At 67.9% G+C, this 23,933-nt stretch carries 26 protein-coding genes; 11 read left to right on the top strand and 15 right to left on the bottom strand.

Annotation, left to right across the window (positions count from 1 at the left end):
- The 9 genes from B9A95_RS21425 to B9A95_RS21465 all read right to left on the bottom strand — a co-directional run bounded on the left by B9A95_RS21425 (position 1) and on the right by B9A95_RS21465 (position 10,114).
- Positions 1–1,236 (bottom strand): ABC transporter substrate-binding protein, encoded by a 1,236-nt coding sequence (locus B9A95_RS21425; RefSeq protein ID WP_084049128.1) that lies wholly within the window; start codon positions 1,234–1,236, stop codon positions 1–3.
- The gene (locus B9A95_RS21430; protein ID WP_084049129.1) at positions 1,233–2,552 is read right to left on the bottom strand and encodes an ROK family transcriptional regulator; all 1,320 of its coding nucleotides are present in this window, start codon (positions 2,550–2,552) and stop codon (positions 1,233–1,235) included. Before B9A95_RS21430 ends, B9A95_RS21425 begins: the two co-directional genes overlap by 4 nt.
- Before the next feature lie 346 nt (positions 2,553–2,898).
- On the bottom strand, positions 2,899–3,306 hold the full coding sequence (locus B9A95_RS21440; protein WP_245808422.1) for a hypothetical protein: 408 nt from the start codon (positions 3,304–3,306) through the stop codon (positions 2,899–2,901).
- Between the two features lie 100 nt (positions 3,307–3,406).
- Positions 3,407–4,957: a lysine--tRNA ligase gene (lysS, locus tag B9A95_RS21445; RefSeq protein WP_084049131.1), complete on the bottom strand. Its 1,551-nt coding sequence runs from the start codon at positions 4,955–4,957 to the stop codon at positions 3,407–3,409.
- A gap of 82 nt (positions 4,958–5,039) precedes the next feature.
- Positions 5,040–5,528 carry a GreA/GreB family elongation factor gene (locus B9A95_RS21450; protein ID WP_084049132.1) on the bottom strand — a complete coding sequence of 163 codons (489 nt, stop codon included), beginning with the start codon at positions 5,526–5,528 and terminating at the stop codon, positions 5,040–5,042.
- 252 nt (positions 5,529–5,780) lie between these two features.
- The gene (locus tag B9A95_RS21455) at positions 5,781–6,902 is read right to left on the bottom strand and encodes an MFS transporter (protein WP_084049133.1); all 1,122 of its coding nucleotides are present in this window, start codon (positions 6,900–6,902) and stop codon (positions 5,781–5,783) included.
- Positions 6,903–6,997: 95 nt separating this feature from the next.
- Positions 6,998–7,333 carry a hypothetical protein gene (locus B9A95_RS21460; protein WP_084049134.1) on the bottom strand — a complete coding sequence of 112 codons (336 nt, stop codon included), beginning with the start codon at positions 7,331–7,333 and terminating at the stop codon, positions 6,998–7,000.
- 276 nt (positions 7,334–7,609) lie between these two features.
- Positions 7,610–7,813 carry a hypothetical protein gene (locus B9A95_RS32575; protein WP_139806920.1) on the bottom strand — a complete coding sequence of 68 codons (204 nt, stop codon included), beginning with the start codon at positions 7,811–7,813 and terminating at the stop codon, positions 7,610–7,612.
- Between the two features lie 15 nt (positions 7,814–7,828).
- Entirely contained in the window at positions 7,829–10,114 is a 2,286-nt protein-coding gene (locus B9A95_RS21465; protein ID WP_170928737.1) for an endonuclease MutS2, read from the bottom strand.
- 148 nt (positions 10,115–10,262) lie between these two features.
- On the opposite strand from B9A95_RS21465, the gene B9A95_RS21470 reads away from it, so the two are divergent.
- The 5 genes from B9A95_RS21470 to B9A95_RS21490 all read left to right on the top strand — a co-directional run bounded on the left by B9A95_RS21470 (position 10,263) and on the right by B9A95_RS21490 (position 14,412).
- On the top strand, positions 10,263–10,841 hold the full coding sequence (locus B9A95_RS21470) for an NADPH-dependent FMN reductase (RefSeq protein ID WP_245808423.1): 579 nt from the start codon (positions 10,263–10,265) through the stop codon (positions 10,839–10,841).
- Positions 10,838–11,584 (top strand): RluA family pseudouridine synthase, encoded by a 747-nt coding sequence (locus B9A95_RS21475; protein WP_084049136.1) that lies wholly within the window; start codon positions 10,838–10,840, stop codon positions 11,582–11,584. The genes B9A95_RS21470 and B9A95_RS21475 overlap by 4 nt, the downstream gene beginning before the upstream one ends.
- Positions 11,585–11,663: 79 nt before the next feature.
- A complete protein-coding gene (locus B9A95_RS21480; protein ID WP_084049137.1) occupies positions 11,664–11,894 on the top strand; it encodes a FeoA family protein in 231 nt (76 codons plus the stop codon).
- Entirely contained in the window at positions 11,891–14,131 is a 2,241-nt protein-coding gene (gene feoB, locus B9A95_RS21485; protein ID WP_084049138.1) for a ferrous iron transport protein B, read from the top strand. The genes B9A95_RS21480 and feoB overlap by 4 nt, the downstream gene beginning before the upstream one ends.
- Positions 14,128–14,412, top strand: a complete 285-nt coding sequence (locus B9A95_RS21490; protein WP_084049139.1) for a helix-turn-helix domain-containing protein — start codon at positions 14,128–14,130, stop codon at positions 14,410–14,412. The genes feoB and B9A95_RS21490 overlap by 4 nt, the downstream gene beginning before the upstream one ends.
- A gap of 84 nt (positions 14,413–14,496) precedes the next feature.
- On the opposite strand, the gene B9A95_RS21495 is transcribed toward B9A95_RS21490, so the two are convergent.
- Positions 14,497–14,799, bottom strand: coding sequence for a hypothetical protein (locus B9A95_RS21495; protein WP_084049140.1), 303 nt, complete (start codon positions 14,797–14,799; stop codon positions 14,497–14,499).
- A gap of 103 nt (positions 14,800–14,902) precedes the next feature.
- Here B9A95_RS21495 and B9A95_RS21500 point away from each other — a divergent pair, with 103 nt between their 5' ends.
- Positions 14,903–16,177, top strand: coding sequence for an MFS transporter (locus B9A95_RS21500; protein WP_084049141.1), 1,275 nt, complete (start codon positions 14,903–14,905; stop codon positions 16,175–16,177).
- An 80-nt stretch (positions 16,178–16,257) separates the two neighbouring features.
- The gene (locus B9A95_RS21505) at positions 16,258–16,767 is read left to right on the top strand and encodes a pyridoxamine 5'-phosphate oxidase family protein (protein ID WP_084049142.1); all 510 of its coding nucleotides are present in this window, start codon (positions 16,258–16,260) and stop codon (positions 16,765–16,767) included.
- A 282-nt stretch (positions 16,768–17,049) separates the two neighbouring features.
- Here the strand turns inward: B9A95_RS21505 and B9A95_RS21510 are convergent, their stop codons facing one another.
- Complete coding sequence (locus tag B9A95_RS21510) at positions 17,050–17,496, bottom strand: hypothetical protein (RefSeq protein WP_084049143.1); 447 nt, start codon at positions 17,494–17,496, stop codon at positions 17,050–17,052.
- Between the two features lie 572 nt (positions 17,497–18,068).
- Complete coding sequence (locus B9A95_RS21515) at positions 18,069–18,461, bottom strand: hypothetical protein (protein ID WP_084049144.1); 393 nt, start codon at positions 18,459–18,461, stop codon at positions 18,069–18,071.
- A 256-nt stretch (positions 18,462–18,717) separates the two neighbouring features.
- Between B9A95_RS21515 and sdhC the strand changes: the two genes are divergently transcribed.
- The 4 genes from sdhC to B9A95_RS21535 all read left to right on the top strand — a co-directional run bounded on the left by sdhC (position 18,718) and on the right by B9A95_RS21535 (position 22,038).
- Positions 18,718–19,077: a succinate dehydrogenase, cytochrome b556 subunit gene (sdhC, locus tag B9A95_RS21520; RefSeq protein ID WP_084049145.1), complete on the top strand. Its 360-nt coding sequence runs from the start codon at positions 18,718–18,720 to the stop codon at positions 19,075–19,077.
- Entirely contained in the window at positions 19,074–19,451 is a 378-nt protein-coding gene (locus tag B9A95_RS21525) for a succinate dehydrogenase hydrophobic membrane anchor subunit (RefSeq protein ID WP_084049146.1), read from the top strand. The genes sdhC and B9A95_RS21525 overlap by 4 nt, the downstream gene beginning before the upstream one ends.
- 19 nt (positions 19,452–19,470) lie before the next feature.
- Positions 19,471–21,222 (top strand): succinate dehydrogenase flavoprotein subunit, encoded by a 1,752-nt coding sequence (sdhA, locus tag B9A95_RS21530; protein ID WP_084049147.1) that lies wholly within the window; start codon positions 19,471–19,473, stop codon positions 21,220–21,222.
- 63 nt (positions 21,223–21,285) lie between these two features.
- Complete coding sequence (locus B9A95_RS21535) at positions 21,286–22,038, top strand: succinate dehydrogenase iron-sulfur subunit (RefSeq protein ID WP_084049148.1); 753 nt, start codon at positions 21,286–21,288, stop codon at positions 22,036–22,038.
- 374 nt (positions 22,039–22,412) lie between these two features.
- Here the strand turns inward: B9A95_RS21535 and B9A95_RS21540 are convergent, their stop codons facing one another.
- From B9A95_RS21540 to B9A95_RS21550, 3 genes are all read right to left on the bottom strand, one after another.
- A complete protein-coding gene (locus B9A95_RS21540; protein WP_245808424.1) occupies positions 22,413–22,958 on the bottom strand; it encodes a hypothetical protein in 546 nt (181 codons plus the stop codon).
- Positions 22,959–23,035: 77 nt separating this feature from the next.
- Positions 23,036–23,374 (bottom strand): antibiotic biosynthesis monooxygenase family protein, encoded by a 339-nt coding sequence (locus B9A95_RS21545; RefSeq protein WP_084049149.1) that lies wholly within the window; start codon positions 23,372–23,374, stop codon positions 23,036–23,038.
- A gap of 17 nt (positions 23,375–23,391) precedes the next feature.
- A complete protein-coding gene (locus B9A95_RS21550; RefSeq protein ID WP_084049150.1) occupies positions 23,392–23,931 on the bottom strand; it encodes a cyclin-dependent kinase inhibitor 3 family protein in 540 nt (179 codons plus the stop codon).
- Between the last annotated feature and the right edge of the window lie 2 nt (positions 23,932–23,933).

Genomic DNA, 23,933 nt, shown 5'->3' on the forward strand with positions numbered 1-23,933 from the left:
TTAGTTGCCGACGCCCGCGCGGTCCGCGAGTTGCTGGGCCGCCGCGGCGGCACCCTGGGCATTGCGGCTGGCGACAAATTGGTCAATCACTGCTCCGAAGGCGCTGGTGAAGCTCTCGGGAGCCACAGCGCCGTGAACCATGGAGCCCACGATCTTGTTGCTCTTCCAGTCGCGCGCGGCGCTTCTGGAGTAGGTGTTGTACTTGCTGAGGTCCGAGTCGGTGCGGGCGGCGATGGAGCCCTTGAGGGGGTTGAAGGCGTCCTGACCCTGCTTGCTGCCCAGCAGCTTGAGCCAGTTCAGCGCCTCGCCGCGGTCCTTGGCTCCCTTGGGCAGGCCGAAGGAGTCGGCGAGCATCACGAAGGTGCCCGTGGTACCGGGGGTGGCGGCCCAGCCGAAACCCGTGTTGGGAGCCAGCTTCTTGGTGGTGGTGAAGTATCCGGCGGCCCAGTCGCCCATGATGTTAAAGGCGCTGGTACCGTCCGCGATGCGGTCGGACGCCTGCTGCCAGCTCAGACCCGAAGCGTCCTTGTTGGCGCAGTCCATGACCTTGCCAAAGGTGGCGAAGCCGTTGACCACACGCGGGTCGGTGAACTTCATCTTGCCGGACCACAGGTTGTTCCAACCCTGCGCGCCCAGCGTGCCGATCATCACGTTTTCCCACAGGTGCTGCTGGGTCCAGTTCTCGCCCACGACGAGCGGGGCCTGCACACCCTTGGCCTTCAGCGCCGAGCAGGTGGTCAGGAACTGCGTCCAGTTCTTGGGCGCGGAGACGCCCCACTTCTTGAGCTGGGCGGGGTTGTACCACATCACGTTGGAGCGGTGGACGTTGACGGGCACGCTCCAGATGCCGCCCTTGCTGGAGATCAGCTCCACGACGTCCTTGGGGAACACCTTGGTCCAGCCCTCGGACTTGAACAGGGAGGAGAGGTCCTCCATGCGGTTGGCGACCACCCAGGTGCCGATCAGTTCCTGACCCGCGTGGGCCTGGAAGGAATCGGGGGGCGTGCCGCCGAGCATGCGGGTCTTGAGCACGGCCTTGGCGTTGGTGCCGGCGCCGCCCGAGACGGTGGCGTTGTCCACGGCCACGCTGGGGTACTTCTGCTTGTACAGCTTGACCAGGGCTTCGAGGGCGGGGCCTTCATCACCGGACCACCAGGAAAAGATCTCCAGCTTGCCGGCAGCAGCGGCGGTGGTGGTGATGGCGAGGGCGGCGGCGATCATCAGGGCTTTTTTCATGACATTCCTCCGAAGGAAAAGGGAAGGTGAGGGGCGGACTCGGACGGCCCAGCAGCGGGGGGAGTGGGGGGTGGAGCGCGAACCGAGGCGGCGACGCGGTAGAGGTGCCGCAGCCCGGCCGGTGTAAACAGGTGATCGAGCAGCATGGCCCCCGCGCCCAGCACGCTTGCGTCCGCGCCCAGTGTACTCAGATCGATGCGGGCCCGGTCCGCATTGATCCGCATGGTGCGGCTCAGGGCGGTGTCGCGGATGGCCTGCAAGAAGACCTCTCCCGCCTGCGAAAGCCGCCCACCGATAATGACGGCGCTGGGGTTGAAGAGGTTCAGTGCGGTGCTGATGGCCACCCCGACGTGGTGCCCAGCCTCAGCCCACAGGGTACGGGCAAGGGGGTCGGTCCCCGCCGCCGCGATCAGGTCCGCCAGGGTCAGGGGCTGGGGCAGCCGGGTAGGCGCGCCCGCCGCGCGCCGGGCCTCGGCACTGTCGAGCAAGACCTGGGCCGCCGCGTAGCTTTCCAGGCTGCCGGGGTTGCCGCTGCGGCCCACGGGGCCAGACTCATTGATGCTGATATGGCCGATCTCACCCGCACCCCCGCGCACACCCCGGTGTAGCCGGCCACCCAGCAGCACACCCGCTCCAATACCGTGGGCAGCCTTGACGTAGATCAGGTCCGGCACGCCCCGGTGGGCACCGAAGCGGGCCTCAGCCAGCGCACCCAGGTTGGCGTCGTTGTCCACGCGGGTGGGTAGGCCGAGCGCCGCTTCCAGCCCCGCCATAACGTTCTCGCCGTCCCAGCCGGGCATATTGGGCGGTTGCACAACCAGTCCGGTCGCGTAGTCCACAGGGCCAGGCACCCCGGCCCCCACCCCGGCCACCTGCTCCCGGGGCACGCCGGCCTCGGCGAGCACCTCCTGGGCCAGGCCGGTGAGGCGCGCGTAGGTGATGGCCGGCCCGCACAGAATGTCGTGCGGCGTCGTCCGACTGGCGATGGTCGTGCAGTGCAGGTCCAGCAGGTCCACACGCATGTGGCTGGCCCCCAGGTCCACAGCAAGCAGGTACACCGCCCGACCATTCAGGGCGAGTAAGGTGGCCCGGCGGCCGACCTGTCCCCCGCCCCGCTGCCCGACCTCCTGCACCAGCCGGGCGTCCATCAGTTCAGTCACGATGGAGCTGATCGCGCTGCGCGACAGGCCCAGTTCCCGCGCCAGGTCCACCCTTGCCCGGTTTCCCTGCCACAGCCGCGCCAGCAGCAACAGGGTGTGCCGCGCGCGAATGGCCGCAAGGTCCAGGGTATCGGGAAGGGTGGCAGAATAGGTCAAGAGAACTCCAAGGGGAAAGCAAAAACGGCGAGGGCGCCGCAGCAGCGCAGAACCGCAGACGGGTTGTTGATGCGTTCATCTTGCCTCAATCCAATTTTGTTTGTCAAATGAACAAATCAACTGGGTGAGAAAAGATCTCCTCGGTCTCTGGGGGAAAACCGCCTTGGGAGAGAAAGGGGCCCTTCGCGGAGACGGAAAAAACGGCTTCGTCTGGGATCTCTTCCCCGTTCCAACGCTCCCGTTCCAGGAGACCAGCCCGGAGCGTCCAATCGGCCTCTTTCCTCATTTTTCGCAAATTTAAGAGTCTGGCGCAAGGAAAGCGCCGGCAAAACGGGCCGCTCCCGTTTCAGTAGGCCAGACCACCCCGCTTGAACTGGAAGCCAGACTTGGTAAACACCACCATGACCGTGCGTCCCTCGGCCTTGAAGCTCAATTCGGAGTTCTGGTAGACGTTTGCGGTGCTGACGCAGGTGGCCTGCAGCTTGTACGACTTGCCCTTGGCAAAACGGGGCGTGGGAATGCCCTTCTGCCCCACCGGATTGACCTTGCCATCGGGCATCACCGCCACCTCGGCAAAGGGTTGACCCTCCTCAAACACCTGAACGCGAACGCTGATGCAGGGCGAGGCGGCGTCGTTGATGGCAAGCAGGCCGTCCATGCGGGGCACCTCCGCTCCCGCAACGCCACTTAAGGCGCTGAGGACCAGCGCGGTACAGAAGGTCGCCGCCCGTTGCGGCAGGAGCATGTGGGTCATTTGCCTCAGCGTAAGCGGACGGTCTGTACAGCTTCCTTACAACGCCGCGCCGGTCACTGAACAGAAGGGGAGGGGGGCAAATTGCCCCTTGCGCCCCCGGCTATTCCCCCGCTCCGGAGAGGTCTGCCTGCCCAGCGCCATCAGGGCGCAGCAGTGGAAACAGCAGCACGTCGCGGATGGAATCGCTGTCCGTAAGGAGCATGGCGAGGCGGTCCATGCCCATGCCCATCCCGGCGGCGGGCGGCATACCGTACTCCAGCGCGAGCAGGAAGTCCTCGTCCTGCTCGTGGGCCTCGTCGTCGCCCGCGTCGCGCCGCGCGGTCTGGGCCTCGAAGCGGGCGCGCTGGTCCAGGGCATCGTTGAGTTCGGAGTAGATGGGCGCGAGCTCAAAGCCCGCGACGTACAGGTCCGCGCGCTCGCTGAGCCCCTCGCGGCTGCGGTGGGCCTTGACCAGCGGGCTGATCGCCAGGGGGATGTCGGTGAGGAAGGTGGGGTTGACCAGCCCCGGCTCCACGTACTCGCCGCCCAGCTTGTCGAGCAGCTTGTAGTCAGGCACCTTGCGGAACTCGGGGTGCCGCTCATCGGCCCAGGCACGCAGCCTGGGCAGATCGGTGGGCTCGAAGTCGAGTCCCGCCGCCGCCTTCAGTGCCGCCACGAAGTCCACGCGGGCAAAGGGCAGCGAGAAGTCGATCTCGCGGCCACCGTAGGTCAGCTTCGGCTCGCCCTTGAGGGCCACGACGAGGCCGTGCAGCATCTCCTCGACCAGCCGCATCATGTCCCCGTAGTCTCCGTAGGCGAAATACGCCTCCAGCATGGTGAATTCAGGGTTGTGGGTGCGGTCGATGCCCTCGTTGCGGTAGTTGCGTCCGATCTCATACACCCGCTCGAAGCCGCCCACCAGGAGGCGCTTGAGGTAGAGCTCAAGGCTGATTCGCAAGCTGAACTCGTGCCCCAATGCGTTGTGGAAGGTCTTGAAGGGCTTGGCCTCCGTTCCGCCGGGCACCACCTGAAGCGTCGGCCCCTCCACCTCCATAAAGCCGCGCTCGTCCAGGTAGCGGCGGATGTACCCGATGGCGCGGGCGCGGGTGCGGAACGCCTCGCGGCGTTCGGGATTAATCATCAGGTCCAGGTAACGGCGGCGGGCGCGCAGTTCCTCGTCCTGCAGACCGTGGAATTTGCCGGGCAGGGGGTGCAGGCTCTTGACGAGGGGCTGCCAGGACCGAACGCGCAGCGTCAGTTGTCCCGTCTTGGTGACGAAGGGAAAGCCGGTCACGCCGATGATGTCGCCGAGGTCCAGCTTCTTTGTGGCACCGAAATTCTCGGTGTCCTGCTTGGAGAAGTGGAGCTGAATCCGCCCGTCCTCGTCACCCAGGTCCGCGAAGGCCGCCTTGCCCATGTGGCGCATCAGGGTGACGCGTCCGGCGAGGGTATAGGTCTCTTCCGGCCACTCCTGCCCGGGTTCCAGGCCTTCGGCGTGGGCGGCCAGGACGTCGCGCGCGTGGTGCGACTGAGGATAGCTGTACGGGTGGGCCTCGAACCCGGCCTCGCCCAGCGCCTGGAGGTTATTTAGGCGGCTGACGGTCTGCTCGTGCAGGCCCACACGCGCGGGCGGTGTCTGGCCGGATTCGGGGTTGAGGGCGTCGCTGGACATGGGGGGAAGTATAGGGGGGAGCCGAAGGCAGAGCGCAGGGGACCAAGGCCACTGTGGCCGCCCTGCGCCCTGCCCTCTTCCCCTAGAACTCCACGCCCTGCACCCGGTACTTCACCTGCCGCCCGTTGTCGAGCGTCACGGCAAAGGCTTCACCCGCCTTGCGGCCCATCAGTTCCTTGCCCACGGGGCTGTCCTCGCTGATGCGGGGGAGCGAGCCCCCCAGTACGGCCGCCTCGGGGGCGCTCACGACCTGCACGCGCATATCCTTGCCGGTGGTCTCGTTCGTCAGGGTCACGATGGCCCCCAGCTCCACCCGGCCGTCGTGCTCGTGTTCCTCAATCAGCACGGCGCGGGCGAGGGTGTCTTCGAGTTCCTCGATGCGGGCCTCAATGCCCTGCTTTTCGCGCTTGGCGTCTTCCAGGCCCGTGTCCTCGTTGTCGGCGCTGGTTTCCATCTGCTCGCGCAGGATGCGCGTGGCCTCCGCCAGGCGGGCCTGCTCGTGTTCCAGGGCGCGCTCCAGCCGGGCGTAGCCCTCGCGCGTGAGTTTGACCTGCCGGATCGCCTGTACCACTGCTGAACCTCCGTTGTGCGGAACGTGGGGGGAATGAGAGAAAGAGCAGCTTTTCTGAGAATCGGAGGCATTCTGCCACACCGGGGCCGGACGGGCAACGGATGTTGAGGCGCCTGGGTTCAGAGCGGCCCCTACGGCCTGCCATTTCACCGCTTACCGCAGCGAGATGGGCGAAGGGCCGCCCTGGGCCTGTGGCCACGCCTGGCAAACCGGCGCTCTCCCGCTGTGTTAACGAGATAGACGGAACCCCACTCAGGACGTGCGGCGCGTCAGGCGAGCGGTCAGCCCCACGAGCGTGGTCAGCGCCAGCCCCAGCGCTCCCAGCGCGAGGGGCACCGAGCCTGGCCCCACCCGCGCGTACAGCAGGCCCAGGCCAGCGGGAGCGAGGATGCCGCCCACCGAGCCCGTGACCAGCAACACCGGCACCAGCCGCGCCGAGAGGCTACCGCTCAGCCAGGTCAGCGTGGTGCCGAAGATGGGCCCAAGGCCCAAACCGGTCAGGATGTAGGCGGCCGGGGCCAGGGCCGGCAGGGTGGCCGCGAAGGCGCAGAGGGTGACGAGCGCGGCGGAAGCCAGCACCAGCCGGGGCGGCGAGACGCGTCCGCCCCACAGGCCAGTCAGTACCCGTCCCCCCGTCAGTCCCAGCCAGTAGCCGCTGAGAATCAGCGAGGGCGACGCGAAATGCAGGCTTTCCAGATGCCGCGCGAGCCACGCGCCGGATCCCACCTCCAGGCCGACATAGGAGGCGATGAGCAGGCCGAACAGCACGAGGATCCAGCCGGGACGCTCCGGCGCGGTGGTCTCCCCCGGTGGACGCAAGGCAGGTACCCCCCAGGCCCGGACCGCGAGGACCGTTCCCAGCCCCAACAGGGCCACCGTCAGAAACGGCCACGCCAGCGACTGCCGCCCGAGGGCCAGCACCAGCAGCGGTGACAGGATGCTGCCCACCCCGAACACCGCGTTCACCAGATTCACAGGGCGCGTGCCGATGCTGGCATAGGCGGCATTGAGGGCGGCGCTCACGCCGCCCACGCCCAGCCCGGCCAGCAGCGCGCAGGCCACCACCGCTGGCCAGACTGGGGCGAGGGCCACGCCCGTGACGCCCACCGCCAGCAGCAGGGTGCTGAACATCACCACCGCCGCCGTGGAGGTGCGGTGCAGGGCCAGGCCAGCCAGGGGCGGTGCGGACGCCGAGCCCAGGAAGTGCGCGCTCGCCACCCAGCCCACCTCGCCCGCGCCGACGCCGTAGCGCGCCTCGAACAGGGGAAACGCCGCACCGTACATCGCCTGCAAAACGCCCAGGGTGAAGAACGCCACCGCACCGGGGACGAGCAGGCGGGCCGTGAGGGGTGACGCGGAGGAAGGAGCGGTCATCGGGCGGGGAGCGTAGCATAGCGCCGCCCCCTCCCCTGCCCGGGTAGGCTGGACTGGCCGGTGGCGACGCCAACCCCGTCAGCGCGGCAGGGCGGTCAGGCTGAAGAGCCGTCGGCTGTCCTGGCCTCCGGAGGTCCATGGACAGCCGACCGAGGGACCCAGCAGCACCGGCAGACCCGCACCCGGAACAGCACATCGCCCAGCAGTGAGGTTCCGCCGCCCTGCCCGTTGCGGGCGACCCGTCCGCGCAACCCGCCTCTTCCCAGGGCGGCATCGGCGTTCGCAGCGCGGTAGGTCAGCGCCGCGCCCGACTCCTGCACGCGCCCCAGGCCCCGCCCCCGCACGGCCACTTTCCCAGCGACCAAACGCCCGAAGTGCGGGGCGTCCAGCGTGAGGTTTGGCGCGAGGGCCGTCCTGGCCCCCAGGACCACGCCGACGTTTCCCTGCGCCTGGCCCTGTCCGGAAAAGGTGTAGAGCCGCGCCGTACTGCCGACGCTCCCGTTGATCTTGCCGAGGGTCCGGCCAGCGCCCGCCGCCCACCCCGGTTCTGTGGGTAGGGGACCATCACCCCACCCTGGGCCGCCACACCCACGTTGTTCAGCACCCGCACGCAGTTCCCCGCCACCATCGGGGCGTACCCAGCACCCAGGCGGCCAGAGCGTTGTTCAATACATCCGCCGCGAGGGTGATACCGCTCAAGCGGGTGCTCAGGCCATATTGCCAGTGGTTCGGAGGCCGACCCAACCGGGCGGCAGGCGAACGTCGGAGCGCAACGGCAGCCGGAAGGCGCGCAGGCCGAAGTTGGCGGCCCGATCGAAGGCGGCGACCCACCTGGTGCTCCCCAGGCGGGAGATGTGGCCGGGCGGCAGGCCCCATGGGCCGGACGGGGCCTCCTGGACGGAAGCGGTCACGGCGAGGCCTGACCCTCAGGTCCTCACGTTCACGATGGTCACGCCATGGCCGCCCTGGTTGGCCTCGGCATCGTGGAAGGACTCGACGCGCTTGTCGGTCTTGAGGTAGTCGCGCAGCAACCGGCGCAGCACGCCCTGCCCCTTGCCGTGAACCACCCGCAGGGGCGTTTCCTTCAGGGCCTGGGCCTCGGTGATGGCCGAGCGCAACTCCTCCACCGCTTCCTCCACGCCGAGGCCGCGCAGTTGGAGTTCCTTGTCAAAACGGCTGGGCGCGGTACCGCCAAAGGTGCGCGGGGCTTTTTGCTTGGGCTCCTGCTGAAGGCGCACGTCGCGGCGTTTGACGCCCACCTTCATCACGCCGAGCTGCACCACGAGGTCGTCGCCGCGCAGCTCCAGCACCTGCCCCTTCGCGCCGTAGGCGGGCACGTCCACCGTGCTGCCCACCCGGATGGGATCGCCGCGTTCCTCGCGGGCGGGTGGTGGCGCGGGCCGGGCACGCTGGGCAGCCGTGCGCAACTCACGCAGTTCCTGCATCACGCGCGGACGGGCGCTGTCCTCCTGGGCGCGGGCGCGCAGGGTACGCACGCGCTCCACGGCGTCGGCGTACAGCGTCTCGGCCTTCTGGGCGGCTTCGGCGAGCATCTCGTTGCGCCGCAGGTCCAGCGTCTCGCGCTCCTGACGCACGCGGGCGAGTTCGCCCTCGGCCTCTCGCCGGGCGGCCGTGGCAGTCCCAATCTGCGTCGCGAGCTCGGCGCGTTCGCGTTCCAGGCCCTCCAACATCCGCTCCATCAGGCCTGCGTCGGGGCCCAGCAGCGTCTCGGCGCGGGTCAGGACGTCTCTGGGCAGTCCCATGCGCCGCGCGATGGCGAGCGCATACGAGCGCCCCGGCTGTCCCACCTGCAGGTGGTAGGTGGGCGCGAGCGTGCCGAGATCGAAGCCCATCGAGGCGTTCTTGAGGCCCGGCGTTTCCAGCGCGAACAGCTTGAGGGGCGAAAGGTGCGAGGTGATGATGCCCCGGGCGTCTTGCGTGAGCAGCGTCTCGATCAGCGACTGCGCGAGCGCCGCGCCCTCGTCGGGATCGGTGCCGGAGCCCAACTCGTCGATCAGGACCAGCGTGTCCGGCGAGGCGTGCCTCAGCACAAAGCGCAGGTGCTTGAGGTGCGAGGCGAAGGTGGACAGGCTGGCCTCGATGCTCTGCTCGTCGCCAATGTCCACCAGCACGTCGCGCACCACGGGCAGCCGCGCCGAGGCCGCGGACACGTACAGCCCGCACTGGTGCATGAGAACGGCGAGCCCAAGGGTCTTGAGGGTGGCCGTCTTCCCGCCCATGTTCGGGCCGGTAATGAGGAGGAGTTTGGTTTCACCTAGGGCAATGTCGTTGGGGACGGGGTTCTCGATCAGAGGGTGGCGCGCTTCCCTCAAGTCGTAGGTGTGGTCCTCAGCAGGCTCTGGCCTATTCAGCCGCCAGTCACGGGCGAGGCGGGCCTTGGCAGCGATGAGGTCCAGTTCACCGATGGTGGAGAGCGTCATGGGCACGGCGGCGTCCGAGGCGAGCAGGCCCGAGAGTTCGGTGAGGATGCGCCGCACCTCAGCTTCCTCGTCCAAAATCAGGCGCGTCAGCTCGTTGTTGAGCTGCGTCACGGCCGCCGGTTCCACAAAGTACGTCTGCCCGGTGGCCGAAGCGTCCACGATGATGCCCTGCACCTGCCCGACGCGGTTGGCGAGCACGGGCAACACGTAGCGGTCCCGGCGGATGGTGACGATGTGCTCCTGCAGCACCTCCGCCCACTTTTCCAGCGTGGCGGCCAGCCGCTCGCGGATGCGGCCCCTCAGCGGCTCGATGCGCTTGCGCAGGTCGCGCAGGCGGTGGGACGCCTCGTCGCGCACGCCGCCGTCACGGTCCAGCGAACCCAGCACCCGGCGCACGAGTTCGCTGTGGTCACCCAGGCCGAGGGCCACCTCTTTCAGTGGCCCCCGGGAATTGGCGTTGATGGCGCGGCGCACGGTCATCGCGCCGTCAAGGGAATACGCGGCGTTCAGGAGGTCCTGCCCGGACAGCACGCGGCCTTCCCCGGCCCGCGCGTGCAGGTCCCGGATGTCCTGGATGCCGCCGAGGGACAGCGAGACGCCGAAGAGGGCGTCTTCCACCTCGTCGAGTTCACGGGCGATGCGGTCCCCATCATCGGAAGGCATCAGCGCCTCGGCCCGCTCCACGCCTACCGACGTGGCGCTGCGCTGCGCGAGGGCGTCGCGGATGCGGGGAAAGTCGAGGGCAGTCAGGGCACGGGCATCGAACGGCATTTCGGGTATGAGGATAACAACGCTTCCCCGGGGTGAACGTGCGCCGGTTGGCTTAGAAAGTGTTGGCCCAGAAGGGATTGGCCGGGTGATGTCGATGAAGATGGGGGTGGGCTGTGGGAAGGGCGCTGCCCCTGCTACCCTGCCCGGCGTGAAGTTCACCGTCCTCTCTACGAGCCTCGATCCCGAAAGCCGCAGCCGCTGGATGGCGGGGCTGGCCACGTCGCAACTTCAGGCGGCGGGCCACACGGTCACGGCGCTCGATCTGCGCGACACGCTCCTGCCGCCCTTCGACAACGACACCTGCTACGCCCACCCCAACGCAGGGCTGTACCACCGCGCGGTCGCCGGGGCGGACGGCATTTTCCTGGCCGTACCCGTCTACAACTGGGGCATCGGGGCAGGCGCGAAGAATCTGGTAGAACTGACCGGCAGCACGGACCCCGAACGCGGCCTGCACGGCGCGTGGTTCGATCAGCCCGTCACCTTTCTGGTGTCAGGCGGGCTGAACCACGGCTACCTCAGCCACGGGGCCTTTGCCTTCGGGCTCATGGTGGATTTCCGCTGTGTGGTCAACCCGCACTTCGCGTATGCCACCTCCGCCGAGTGGACGGCGGACGGCGTGCCGGGCGAGTGGCTGGCCGAACGCCTGACGCGGACGGTCGACCGGGCTGTCGACCTGTCCCAGCGGCTCAAGGGCCGGCCCTACCGCTCGGTGTGGGAGGTATGAGCGCCCGAGCCCCCCTGCTCCCGCCCACCGAGAAGCCGCGCGTGCTGGTGGAACACCCCGACTTCTACGTCATCCACAAACCCGCCCTGTGGCTGACCCACCCCGTGCGGGCGCGGGTAGATGTACCCGACATCCTGACCTATATGCGCGCCGAGACGGGTGAACTGGACCTCGCGCCACCCCACCGCCTGGACCGCGAGACGAGCGGCACGCAGCTGCTGACGCGCGATTCTGACGCCGCCCGGCGCTTTTTTATCCTGTTCAAGGCGCACCTCGTGGGCAAGACGTACCTCGCCCTCGTCCACGGCGCTCCCAGGTGGGAGCGCCGAACCCTGGACGCGCCGCTGGGGGACCTGGGGCTGGGAGGAGCCAACAACGTCGTGATCCGGCAGGCCGTGGTTCCGGACGGCCGGCCGGCCGTTACCGACTTCCGGGTGGTGGAGCGGCGGGGCGGCTTCACGCTGCTGGAGGCGTATCCGCGCTCGGGACGGCTGCACCAGATTCGCGCACACCTGTCGCACCTCGGACTGCCCATGGTGGGCGACAAGATTTATGGCCGGGACCCGTCGGCGTTTCTGGATTTTATGGAAACGGGCCAGACGCCCCAACTCACCGCGCGGCTGCTGCTGCCCCGGCAGGCGCTGCACGCCGCCCGAATCGCCTTTCCCTGGGCGGGAGCGCAGTTTGCGGCGGAGGCTCCGCTCGCGGCGGATCTGAAAGGGTTCTGGAACAGCTTGACCTGAAGTCCGTCCTGAACTGGACAGTCGCCCCTTGCGCTTCCCCCTAACCCGACTAAACTCATCTGGTATCTGGGGGAGCGCGATGGACGAACGAACCATGAACGAACTGCAACCCGGCGAGGCCGCCCACGTGGTGATGCTCGACGCCCGTCATCCGCTGCGGCGGCGGCTGCTGGAACTGGGCTTCGTGCGAGGAGCGCGCGTGTCGGTGGTGCGCCGAGCGCCGATGGGGGACCCGGTGGAAGTGCGCGTGAATGGCACCGCCCTCGCCCTCCGCGCCGAGGACCTGCGCGGCATCCGGGTGCGGGCGTGACGACGTCACCGCCCGCACAACCTCGCCTTCCCGAGGTACACCATGTGCCTGACGAGGCGTCCTGCGCCGCCACCGTGGAAAAGCTGCGCGCCGCCCGCGAGCCGCGGGTGGTGGTGGTGGGCAACCCCAACGTGGGCAAGACCACGCTGATCAACGCCGTGGCGGGCACCCGCCTCAAGGTGGGCAACTGGTCCGGCGTGACGGTGGAAAAGCGCGAGGCGAGGCTCAGCCACGCGGGACGCCCGGTGTACCTGCTCGACCTCCCCGGCGCGTACTCGCTCAGCCCGCACACACCCGAGGAACTGATCACACGCACGGCCCTGCTGGACGAAGCCCCCGACGCCGTGATCAACGTGCTGGACGCGGGTAACCTGGAGCGCAACCTGTACCTCACGCTGCAGCTGCTGGACTTCCGGGTGCCGGTAGCGGTGGCGCTCAACCTCGTGGATGAGGCGCGCGATAAGGGGCTGACGGTGGACGCGGCGGCCCTGTCCCGCGCGCTTGGCGTGCCCGTGGTGGAAACGGTGGCGAGCCGGAGCCAGGGCACGGGCAAGCTGCTGGACGGCGCGCTCTCGCAGGCCACGCTGGGCATGGGTGTTCGCTACCCGCAGACCATTGAGGCGGCCGCGACGGACCTGACCGCACGCATGGCCGAGATGCCCACCCTGCCGCCCCACGCCCACCGTTACCTCGCGCTCGCGCTACTGGAGGGAGACCCCAGCGTGCGCGGACGGCTGGCGGCGACGGGACACGCGGCCCTGCTTGACGCCGCCGACGCGCACCTGCTGGCGCTGGAGGCCGAAGGGATAGACCCCCTGATCGAGATCGCCGAGGCGAGGTATGCCCGCGCCGGGGACCTCGCCCGGGTGGCCGTGCCGCAGGCGGAGGCGCGGAGAACCTTGAGCGAACGCCTGGACCGCCTCGCGCTGCATCCCCTGCTGGGCATTCCCCTCTTTCTGGGGCTGGTGCTGCTGGTGTTCCGGCTGACCTTCTCGGTGGCCTCGCCCTTCGTGGACCTGATCGGCGGGCCATTGCAGGACACGGTGCGCGGCTGGGCGGCAGCCGCCCTGACATGGTTTCCAGTGGGACGGGACCTGGTGGTGGGCGCAGTCATACCCGGCGTGGGCACGGTGCTGAGCTTCCTGCCCACCCTGCTCGTGCTGTACCTCGCCATGAGCTTTCTGGAAGACAGCGGTTACATGGCCCGCGCCGCCTTCTTGATGGACCGGGCCATGCGTTCCATCGGGCTGGACGGACGCGCCTTTATCCCGCTCATCCTGGGTTTCGGGTGCAATGTGCCCGCTGTGTACGCCACCCGCACCCTGGAGCGGCGCAGTGACCGCATCCTGGTGAGCGCCATCCTGCCTTTTATGAGTTGCTCAGCGCGTTTGCCGGTGTATGTGGTGTTCGCGGCGGCGCTGTTTCCACGCTACGGCAGCTGGCTGGTGTGGGCGCTGTACGTGCTGGGCATGGCGGTGGCCTTCGGCTTCGCGCTGCTTCTCAGGCGCACAGTGCTTCCGGCGGAGGAGGGCGGCGTGCTGCTGGAGCTGCCACCCTACCGTTTCCCTTCCGGCAAGGTGCTGTGGAAACACGCCTGGCGGCGCACAGCCAGCTTTGCCAGGCGGGCGCGGACCACCGTGCTGACCACCGTGGCCGGGGTGTGGCTGCTGCTCGCGCTGCCCGCCGTGGCGGGGGGCCACTTCGCCACCGTCGCGCCGCAGGACAGCATGTTCGGGCGGATCAGCCAGGCCGTGTCGCCCGTCTTCGCACCGCTGGGCTTCGGCAACTGGCAGGCGACGGGCGCGCTCGTGCCGGGCTTCGTCGCCAAGGAAGTCGTCGTGGGCACGCTGGGGCAAATCTACCTGGGCGAGCAGCAGGCCCCCCCTGCGCCCCTCGGGCTGCTGGAAGGGACCGGTCAGGCGCTGAGCGCGACGTGGAACGCCCTCAAGTCCAGCGTATCGGCCCTGCCCACCGTGCTGGCCCTCCCCCACCTGGGCACAGACACGCGCGCCGACACCAAGACGCCGCTCGCCGCTGCGCTGGCGCGGGCCTTTATGCCCGCCGGGGCGCTGGCCTACCTGGTGTTTGTGCTGCTCTATACGCCCTGCATCGCCACGGTGGGCGCACTTGCCCAGGAGCATGGACAGCGCTTCGCCTGGGGCACGGTGGCCTACCAGTTGCTCACCGCCTGGCTGGCCGCCTTCGTGGTCTACCAGCTCGCCACGAGGCTGCTATGACCGCACCGCTCGCGGCCATTCTCGGCGCCGTGGCCGGAGAGCCCCGCACCCCCACCGAACTCGCCCGCGCGCTGGGCAGCAGCGAGGCCGCGCTGACCGGAATGCTGCGGACCCTCCAGGCCGGAGGTTACGTGCAAGCCGCCCTGCCCCAGCAGGGCGGCTGCGCCTGCGGCCCCTGTTCGCTCAAAAGCATGTGCCGCAACGCGGGGAGCGGGGCCGCCCCACTCCACCTGCTGCGCCTGACACCGAGGGGCGAGGCGTACCTCAAACGCATGGGCTGAACCGGCCCAAGGAACAGGGGCAGACCCGCTCAAGGCGCTGCCCCTGTTCTTGCTGGCGGCTGGACACGCCTGGGTGACGGCGCGCTACACCACAATTCGCCGGTACGTCCCGTCCTCCCCCACGGCGGGAAGCTGCCCGTACATCAGCTCCTGCTCGACCACCCGCGCCACATCCTCACCGAGCTGCACGGCGTCGCGCTCCTCGGTCTCCAGAGGTTTGGCGACCACGTCAAAGCCGCGCAGGGCGTCCACGTCCTGATGACGCACCTCCACCCGCAGGGTGCCGCCGTCCACCTGCGGCGTAACGGTCAGGCCCTCGGGGTGTTCATACTTGAATGCGGCGCGAAAGGCGAGCAGGCTGTCGTCCAGGTTGAGGGGTGCCGTCATGCAGGTCAGCCTGCCACGGTCAGAAGGTGCCGAACTGCTGTCCGGACCACACCGGAGCAGGGTCTAAAAGGGGGGTAAAGGCCGCGGCCTATACTCACCCCACATGACCCTGCTTCCTCCCGGTGCCGCCGCTCCCGCCGCCCCTCCGGTCCCGAGCCCGTGGGTGCTGTCCGCCTTCTGGTTCGGCACCGCCTTTCACTGGCTGCTTCTGCTCACGATCCTCATGCCCGCCAACATCATTCATTTTGTGGGCGAGGAGCAAAAGGGGACCTTTCTGGGCGTCATGACGGCCCTCGGTGCGGTGATGGCCCTGGTCGTGCCGCCACTCGTGGGCGCGCACAGCGACCGCACAGGGCAGCGCCTGCCCTATTTGCGGCTGGGCGTGGGGGTCAACCTCGCTGGGCTGGTGGTGATGGGCGTGGCCGCCGCAGCCCTACCGGGCATGGCAGGCTTCTGGATCTACCTGCTGGGCTTCTTGCTCGTGCAGTTCGGCAACAATTACGCCACCGCACCCTACTCAGCGCTGATTCCGCAGCTCGTGCCGCCGGCGCGGCGCGGGCGTTACAGCGGCGTCATGGGGATGTTGCAGGCGGTGGCCCAGCTGCTGGGGGCCGTGACGGGCGTGGCGATTGGCCAGCTGCATCTCCCACAGGCCCTGGCCTTCGGGCTCATCGCCCTGGTGCTGCTGGTTCCCGCCCTCATCACCGTGCGCGGTGTGGCGGAGGCGCAGGGGGGCGCGCCCCGGGCGGAGGCACCCCACACCAGCTTACCCTGGACCTCGCTCTTTTCTCACGCGCCGTTTCTGTGGGTGTTTGTCACGCGGGTGCTGTTTGCGCTTGGGCAGTACAGCGTGCAGCCGTTTTTGCAGTACTACACCGGGGACGTGCTGGGCCAGCGCAACACGGTACTGAGCAGCTCTGTCATGCTGGCTTGCATCATCGTAGCGAGCATCGTCTCGGCCATCGCCGGTGGGCTGGTGAGCGACCGCGTGGGCCGCAAGCCCGTGATCTACGCGGCGGGGAGCACGATGGCCGTCATGGCGCTGCTGCTGCTCGCCGCTCCCTCGTATCCGGCCGCGCTCGCGCTTGCCGTGGGGTTCGGCCTGGGATACGGGGCGTTCACGTCGGTGGACTGGGCGCTGGGCAGCGACGCAATGCCCAGCGCAGGCAGCTACGCACGTGACATGGGCATCTGGCACGTCGCCTTTGTGGCACCGCAGTTTATCGGCGCACCGCAGGGCCAGTTGCTGGACTGGGGCAACCGGCAGGGCGAGAACTTCGGCTACACGCTGGTCTTCGGCATCGCGGCGCTGTTTTTCCTGGCGGGCGTGGTGCTCGTCCGCAAAGTGCCTGAGACGGCCCACAGCCGCGCTGCCTGACGCTCACGCGGCCTGAAGGGAACCTTGAGACGGTGCCCGGTCTGCCAGAGTGTGGCCCGCCTCACGTGCATCCTCGCCCCATGGACACCAACCACACCCCCATGAGCCGCGAGGAAACCCTCAAGACGATCACCACGCTGACCAAGGGCATCAAGTTCGCCATGCTGACGGTGGTGACCGACAGCGGCCACCTCAAGTCGCACCCCATGACCACGCAGGACAGCGAGTTCGACGGCGACGTGTGGTTCCTGGGCGGCAAGGACACCGAGCAGGTGCGGAACATGCAGGCGCGCCCTGAGGTCAACGTCAGTTACGCGGACCACGGCAAGCACAATTACATCAGCATTGCCGGAACCGCGCAGATGGTGGAAGACCCCGCCAAACTCGACGAGCTGTGGAGCGACGGCTACAAGGCCTACTTTCCCGGCGGCAAGGCAGACCCCAACATCCAGCTCATCAAGATCGAGGCGCACGGAGCCGAATACTGGGGCAGCGACGGCAAGCTCAAGAACCTGTTCAGCCAGGCCCGCGCGGCCGTGACGGGCAAGCCCGCCACAGACCTGGGCACCAACGAGACCGTGAAGCTCTGAAGTGAGCTGAACGCCTCCCCCATCGTTTACGAGGTGGTTCGCTCCAGGCACAGCTGCGCAGCAAAGCGGGCAGGAGGAAAACGGGCTCCGGGCGTGGCCGCACCGTGGGGTTCCGGTCTGTCAAGGAAGCAGACGGAACCCGTCTGGTTCGCCTCCTCCTTTGGCAACACCCGAGCATCGGTCAAAACGCCGACTTCTTTTTGACCGAGCAGAGCGGGCGCACTTGAATGCGCAGTGGAGAGGATGGAGCCGTGAGGAGCGCCCTTCCACTTGCGGGGCAATTCAGACAAGTGCTCCAGGCGGCACCAAGGCAAAGAAGGGCACCAATACCTCCGCCATCAGCCCCAGCGACTCGTCTTCCCTGCGCCCGGCTCTGGTGCCGCCCCAGGCTTCTCGTTCCCGCCGTGGAGCGCCCAGTCCCCGTGCTGCCCAGCAGGCGAACAGGAGCAGCGCCCGCTGCAGTCCGGCTACACGATGGTCCGGCCGTACACCCTTCGAACCCCGAAGCGCCGCCGCTCCCTTCCCGGCCCGCTCTGCAAATGCCCGCCCGACGGCTGGCAGCGCTGTCGCCGAGCCGGCCCACGGTGTCATACCCGCCACATTGGGCTTCCCGGCCCCGGTGGGAATGGGGGTGCGGCCGATGCGGTCCAAACAGGTGCGCTGGGCCCTGCGCCTGTCCCCAGGTTCCTGCACTTCAGGCAGGGAAGCGGTGAGCAAGCCGGCGGGCATTTCTGCAGAAGACTGTCGTGAGCGGCCCAGTCAGGCGGGTGTAGACGCTTCCCTGCCGCAGGCTCGCCGCTTCTTGCGCTTCCGCCGGACCCAGGTGCCCCTCGGCGTACGCGTTGGGACTGGGCGGCGCGTGCGGCTGTGGTCAGCGCCTGCGCCGCCCCACGGCCCGGGGCGCGGAACAAGGCCGCCGATCATCTTTCCCGCCACGTGCGGGTCAGGGGCCCAGTGGGGTGGCCTCCAGCGCCGCCCCGTCCTCGACCTGCGCGGTCCAGGCGTCTGTCAATCCACCCAGGAGTTCGGCTATACGCTCTGGCGATCAGCCGTTCTGTCTCCTCCTGCCCGCTTCGGTGATTCCACGCCCCTCCGTCACCGTTTTTCCTGTTTGCTCCGCTTGTGTTCACCCGTTGTGAAAGAACGGATGAACCCGAATCCTCATTCGGTCATCCTCGGCACAACCGTAGAGGCGGGCCAGGACAAACCCAGCCCTGGGGAGCGAAACAGCCGGGACGCGGGGGAACACGGAAAGAGGGTAGCCCACCCCCGCGGCGAGCCACCCCCTCCCGCTTCGCAGATCAGTCGAGCTGAATGTCGATCATGGGCGGCTTCCCCCCGCCGACCGCCTGCTCCTGCTGGTCCGGCTCCGGCTTCTGCTCCTGGACAGGCGCGCCGGGCGGTCGCTTGACGCTCCACTCGACGGCAGGCGCTGCCCCGGAGGGCTGGGCCGTGACCTGAAATTTGAGGGGCGGCCGGGCAGCGGGGGTGGGCTGGGCCGCAACAGGCGCAGCGGGCGGGGTGCCCCCCTGCTGCGCCGCGCGGCGGGCAGCGATAAGGATAGCGTCCACCTCGTCGGGCGTCAGCAGGCCCTTGTTCTGCAGGGTGCTCAGAATCGCCAGGGCGAGCTTGCGAACGTATTCGGCGTCGGTGGGAGGATGGATGGCGGGTGGAGGCCCGTCTGGCCGCGTCATGCCTGCCACCCTAGCGCGAAGTGAGGTGAAGCGCCACGGGGACTTTCGTCAGGAAGGCGTTGACGGCGGGGCAGGCCCGGCCCCCGGAGCGGGACAGCTGCCGGGGAAGAGAAGCGGCCCCGGGTGGTATCTTGTGGGCTGTCTGTTCAGGGGGCCTGCGGCCACACCCACACGGCGAAGCACACCGCCTCCCTCCCCCGCGAGAGGGGTGATATGGAGCGGCGCGAGGCACGAGTCACACGAGGAGGAAGAGGGAATGTACCGAGGAAGAGAAGGGCAGTGGGCCTTCTTGCTTCACCGTCTGTCGGGGCTGGCCATTCTGGCCTACCTGCTGATTCACGTTATCAGCATCAGCCTGTTCGTCTTTGGAGAGAAGGCCTATATGGCGGTTCACCGCACCTATGAGCTGCCGATTTTCAGCCTGGGCCTGATTGCCATCACGGCGGGAGTGGTGTACCACTCCTTCAACGGCCTGCGCATCATCATGATGGACTTTACCGGGCGTGGCGTGGCTTACCAGCGCCAGATGTGGTACGTCGTGATGGGCCTGACCGTGGCAGCCACGGCCGGCACCGCGTTCGTGGTCATTCGCCGCATGTTGGGAGGCGAGGGATGATCCGCGCCCGCACCCTCACGGATGCCCGGCAGCAGTCGCACTCCAACGCCGAGCTGAACTGGTGGATCTTCATGCGCGTCAGCGGGTTGATCCTGGTGTTCCTGATTCTGGGCCACATCTACATGACCTTCATTCAGGTCAGCGAGGCCGACGCCACCTACACGGCGGTCGTCAACAAGCTGCAAAACCCGGCCTGGAAGTTCTACGACTGGCTGATCCTGGGTCTGTCGCTGCTGCACGGCATGAACGGCGCGCGCTACTCCATCGAGGACTATGTGCGCTCGCGCCCCAACCGCGCCTGGGTCAAAGGCATCTTCTACACCGTCTGCGCCGTGATTTTTACGCTCGGCACCGTCGGGCTGTTTTCCATTTAAAAGGACGGGTCTAGCTCAAATGCACCATCGTTATGACGTACTGGTGGTCGGCGCGGGCGGCGCGGGCCTGATGGCCGCCCTGTACGCGGCCAAGGGCAACGTGTCTGTCGCCTGCATCTCCAAACTCTACCCCACCCGCTCGCACACGGGGGCCGCCCAGGGAGGCATCGGCGCGGCGCTCGGCAACGTCGCCGAGGACCACTGGGAATGGCATATGTTCGACACCATCAAGGGTGGCGATTACCTGACCGACCAGGACGCAGCGGAGATTTTCGCCAAGGACATCATCGAGGCCGTGTACGAGCTCGAGCACATGGGCCTCCCCTTCTCGCGCACGCCGGAAGGCAAGATCGCCCAGCGCAAGTTCGGCGGTCACACGCGCGAGTTCGGCAAGGCGGCCGTGGAGCGCAGCTGCTACGCGCAGGACCGCACCGGACACATGATTCTGCAAACGCTCTACCAGCAGAACGTGAAGGCCGGAACCACCTTCTACAACGAGTTTCACGTCACGGACCTGATCATCGAGAATGGGCGCTGCTGCGGCGTGGTGGCCTATCACCTGGCCTCGGGCGAGATCCACACCTTCCACGCCAAGGCCGTCATCCTGGCAGCAGGCGGGTACGGACGCATCTTCAAGATCACCTCGAACGCGCTGACGCTGACGGGCGACCTGATGAGCATCTACTACCGCAAGGGCCTGCCACTGGAGGACATGGAGTTTTACCAGTTCCACCCCACTGGCCTCGCCAAGCTGGGAATCCTGGTCACCGAAGGCATTCGGGGTGAGGGCGGCATCCTGCGCAACAACTCCGGGGAGCGCTTCATGGAGCGGTATGCGCCGACGATCAAGGACCTCGCGCCGCGCGATATCGTCTCGCGCTCCATCATCACCGAGATCCGCGAGGGCCGGGGTGTGGGCCGCGATGGGGACGCCGTACACATTGACCTCACGCACCTGCCGCGCGAAGTGATCGAGGTCAAACTGGCCGAGATCACGGACCTGGCCAGGACCTACCTGGGCCAGGACCCGGTGAAGGACCTCGTGGCGATTCAGCCCACGGCGCACTACGCCATGGGCGGGATTCCCACCGATATCAACGGCCTGTGCCTCGCCGACGGCGCGGGCACCAGCGTAGAAGGGCTCTACGCGGCGGGCGAGCAGGCGTGCGTGTCGCTGCACGGCGCCAACCGCCTGGGCACCAACTCGCTGGGCGATCTGGTGGTCTTCGGCCGCCGCGCCGGAATCGCCGCCGCTGCGTACGCCCGGCAGGTGGCGTATCCCGACATGCCCGCGCGCCCCGAGGCCGATTCGCTGGAGTTGTTCGCGAACCTGAAAGACGCCAGCGGCAAGGAAAACGCCGCCGTGATCCGTAAGGAGCTGCAGGAGTCGATGATGAACAACGTCGGCATCTTTCGCAACGGTCCGGACATGGAAAAACAGGTTGAGATCATCAAGGACCTCAAGGAACGCTACGCCAAGGTCGGCGTGTCTGACCCCAGCGTGCGCTACAACAGTGAGCTGATGGAGGCGATGGAACTCGGCTTTATGCTCGACTGTGCCGAGGCCATGACCGCCAGCGCCTTGAACCGCAAGGAGTCGCGCGGCGCGCACGACCGCGAGGACCACGCCGAGCGCGACGACGCGAACTGGCTCAAGCACACCATGGCCTACAAGAACCTGAACCGCCCCGGCGACGTGGTCATCGGCTACAAGGACGTGGTCCTCAAGGGCTACACCCACGCCTTCGAGCCCAAGCCGCGCGTGTACTGAGCGGAGCGTGAGGGAAAGGCGTTTCGCTCACGCCCCGCCTTCCCCCGCTCCAGAGGAAAAGACATGGCTGAACAGCACATCACCCAGAACCTGTCCACCGATCCGCCCATACGGGTCAACGTCAAGATCTTGCGCTTCAACCCCGAGCAGGACAAGAAGGCCCACTGGCAGACCTTCGCTCTGGACGCCCAGCCCTCAGACCGCGTGCTGGACGTGCTCAACCAGGTGAAATGGTACTTGGACCCCACGCTCACCTTCCGCCGTTCGTGCGGCCACGGCATCTGCGGCAGCGACGCCATGCTGATCGGCGGTCGCAATCGCCTGGCCTGCAAGACGTTGCTGCGCGACGTGGTGAAAAACGGCGGCACGCTGACGGTGGAACCCATTCGCGGCCTGAAGGTGGAAAAGGACCTGCTCGTCGACATGGAGCCCTTTTTCGACTCCTACAAGGCGATCATGCCCTACTTCATCAACGAGGACCCCGAGCCCGCGGGCGAGCGGCTCCAATCGCCTGAGCTGGCCGACCGCATGCAGCACTCCAGCAACTGCATCCTGTGCGCGTGCTGCACGACCTCCTGCCCGATCTTTTGGGTCAACGGCTCGTACCTGGGCCCGGCGGCCATCGTGCAGGCGCACCGCTTCATCTTCGACAGCCGCGACCAGGCCACCAACCAGCGCCTGAACATCATGAACCAGAACACCGGCGTGTGGCGCTGCCGCACCGCCTACAACTGTACGGAAGCCTGCCCGCGCGACATCCCGATTACCACGATTATCGAGGAAGTCAAGCGCGCGGTGCTGTACCAGCAGTCGTAGAGCGCAGCGAGCTTTCGGCAATGGGCCGTCAGGGGCGGAGGCGCCGCAACCTCCGCCCTGACTTTTATGTCGGGGGTTCCAGCCAGCGCACGGGCTTGCCCCGCCCCGGGCGTACTCGGTTGCAAAGCGAGTGGAGCCGCCCACGTTGATCGCGCGCACCGCGCCGGCCAAATCGGTCTTGCGGCGGCGTTCGGCGAGGCGGCCCGCTCGGCGCCGGGCAGGTGCGTCAGGACGTCCTCATCGCGCTGGCGGAGGCTGCCCACGCGCAGGACAATGCGTCCGGCGTTTTGCAGTGCAGCCCGCAGCGCCGAACGCCTCGAGAAAGCGTACCCCGCCGCACAGGCAGACGCTGGTGGGGCGTACCGGCTCCTGCCTCAGAACTGCATGACGTAGCGCGCGCCGTTGCTGCCCATACAGTCGCCGACGCCGTGTTCGGTGGGGTCCACCTGCAGCGTGCAGGTCAGCGTCGCCGGGTCATCCCCCTCGGTGCGGACGATCAGGTTGCCCGCCCGGGTGCGGGGGGAGGTGTCGCGCGGAGTACCGGCACGGGTTTCTAGTCCCAACGCAGGGCCGGTGGGCGCCCCGCTGGAAAACCCGATCCCCACGCTGAAGTTGAGCCGGGACGGGGCCGTCACCGCCGTGTCCACCAGGGCCGCGCGCCCCACATAACTGCGCCCACCTACCTGTACGGTCACGTTGTTCTTCCCCAGGGTATCGCCCGCACGGGCGCGGAGCGCTCCCGGTCCAAAAGTGACGCTGCCCTCCTCACCCGTGGAGGTGTTGACCACCCGGCCGACCGTGGAAGCGGTCAGGGTGGGCGCGCAGGAAGACAGCAGGGCCGCCACCCCCAGGGCGCAGCCGGCCACCCCACGTCCCAGGGGTTTGCTGTTCTGAACACGCTGCTCGGCACGTCTGCTCATGCCTGCAGTCTAGAGCGTGCGCTGATCGGCAGAGGACGACTCTGGATAACACCCCTTCACGCCGGACTCAGCGCCGATCAGTGGACGGGCGCGCTCGGCGTGACCGGCGTGCCGCTGCTCTGGACCACTTCGTGGACTTCCAAGACGTTGGGGCCGCTGAACGCCTCGCGGGGCAGCGCGCCACTGCGGGCGTGGCCCTGGCGAAAGGCGTCGGAAGAGGTCCACGCCCCGAACGCCTCGCGGCTTTCCCAGAAGGTCAGGACGACGAAGGGTGCGCCGGGCTCGGTGGGGCGCAGCACGTGGTTGGCAATAAAGCCCGGCATCCCGTCCACGAGCCGGGAGCGCTCACGAAAGCGGGCCTCGAACTGTTCAGCGTACTCGGGAGCAACGAAGATGCGGTTGGCGACGGTGATCATGTGGGGCCTCCTGGGCGTCAGCGGGCAGCGAAGTCGTGAACGAACTGCTCCTGGTCGGCGGTTTCGATGGCTCCGGGACGGGCGGTGCGTACCCGCTCCACGGCCTGTTCGGGGGGCATTCCGGCCTGGGTCAGCAGGCAGGCGGCGGTGAGCCCTGCGCGTCCGAGACCGCCCCGGCAATGCACCACCACGCCGCGTCCGTCGAGCAGGTGGTCCATCAACTCGTCTACGAAAGCCCCAAAGGCCGGGGCATTGGGCGGCACACCGCGGTCCGGGATGGGCAAGGGGACGGTGCTCAGTCCATGTTCCTCGGCCTGCGCGAGGTACTCGGGAATGCCCAGCAACTCGAACTCGTGGGCCTCGATCAGCGGCGCGAGGACCGTGACGCCCTCCCGCGCAAGGCGGTCGAGGTCTGCCGACAGGTCGCGGTCATGCACGACGCCGCACTGCAATACGCTTGGGCCCTTCTTGCCGGGCGCGAAGGTCAGGCCTAATCGGCCCGGCCACAGCGCTGTGTCCACCCAGTCCACACGGATGGGATGCGTTTCGCTCGTCACGG

The sequence above is a fragment of the Deinococcus hopiensis KR-140 genome, from assembly GCF_900176165.1.
Lineage (GTDB): Bacteria > Deinococcota > Deinococci > Deinococcales > Deinococcaceae > Deinococcus > Deinococcus hopiensis.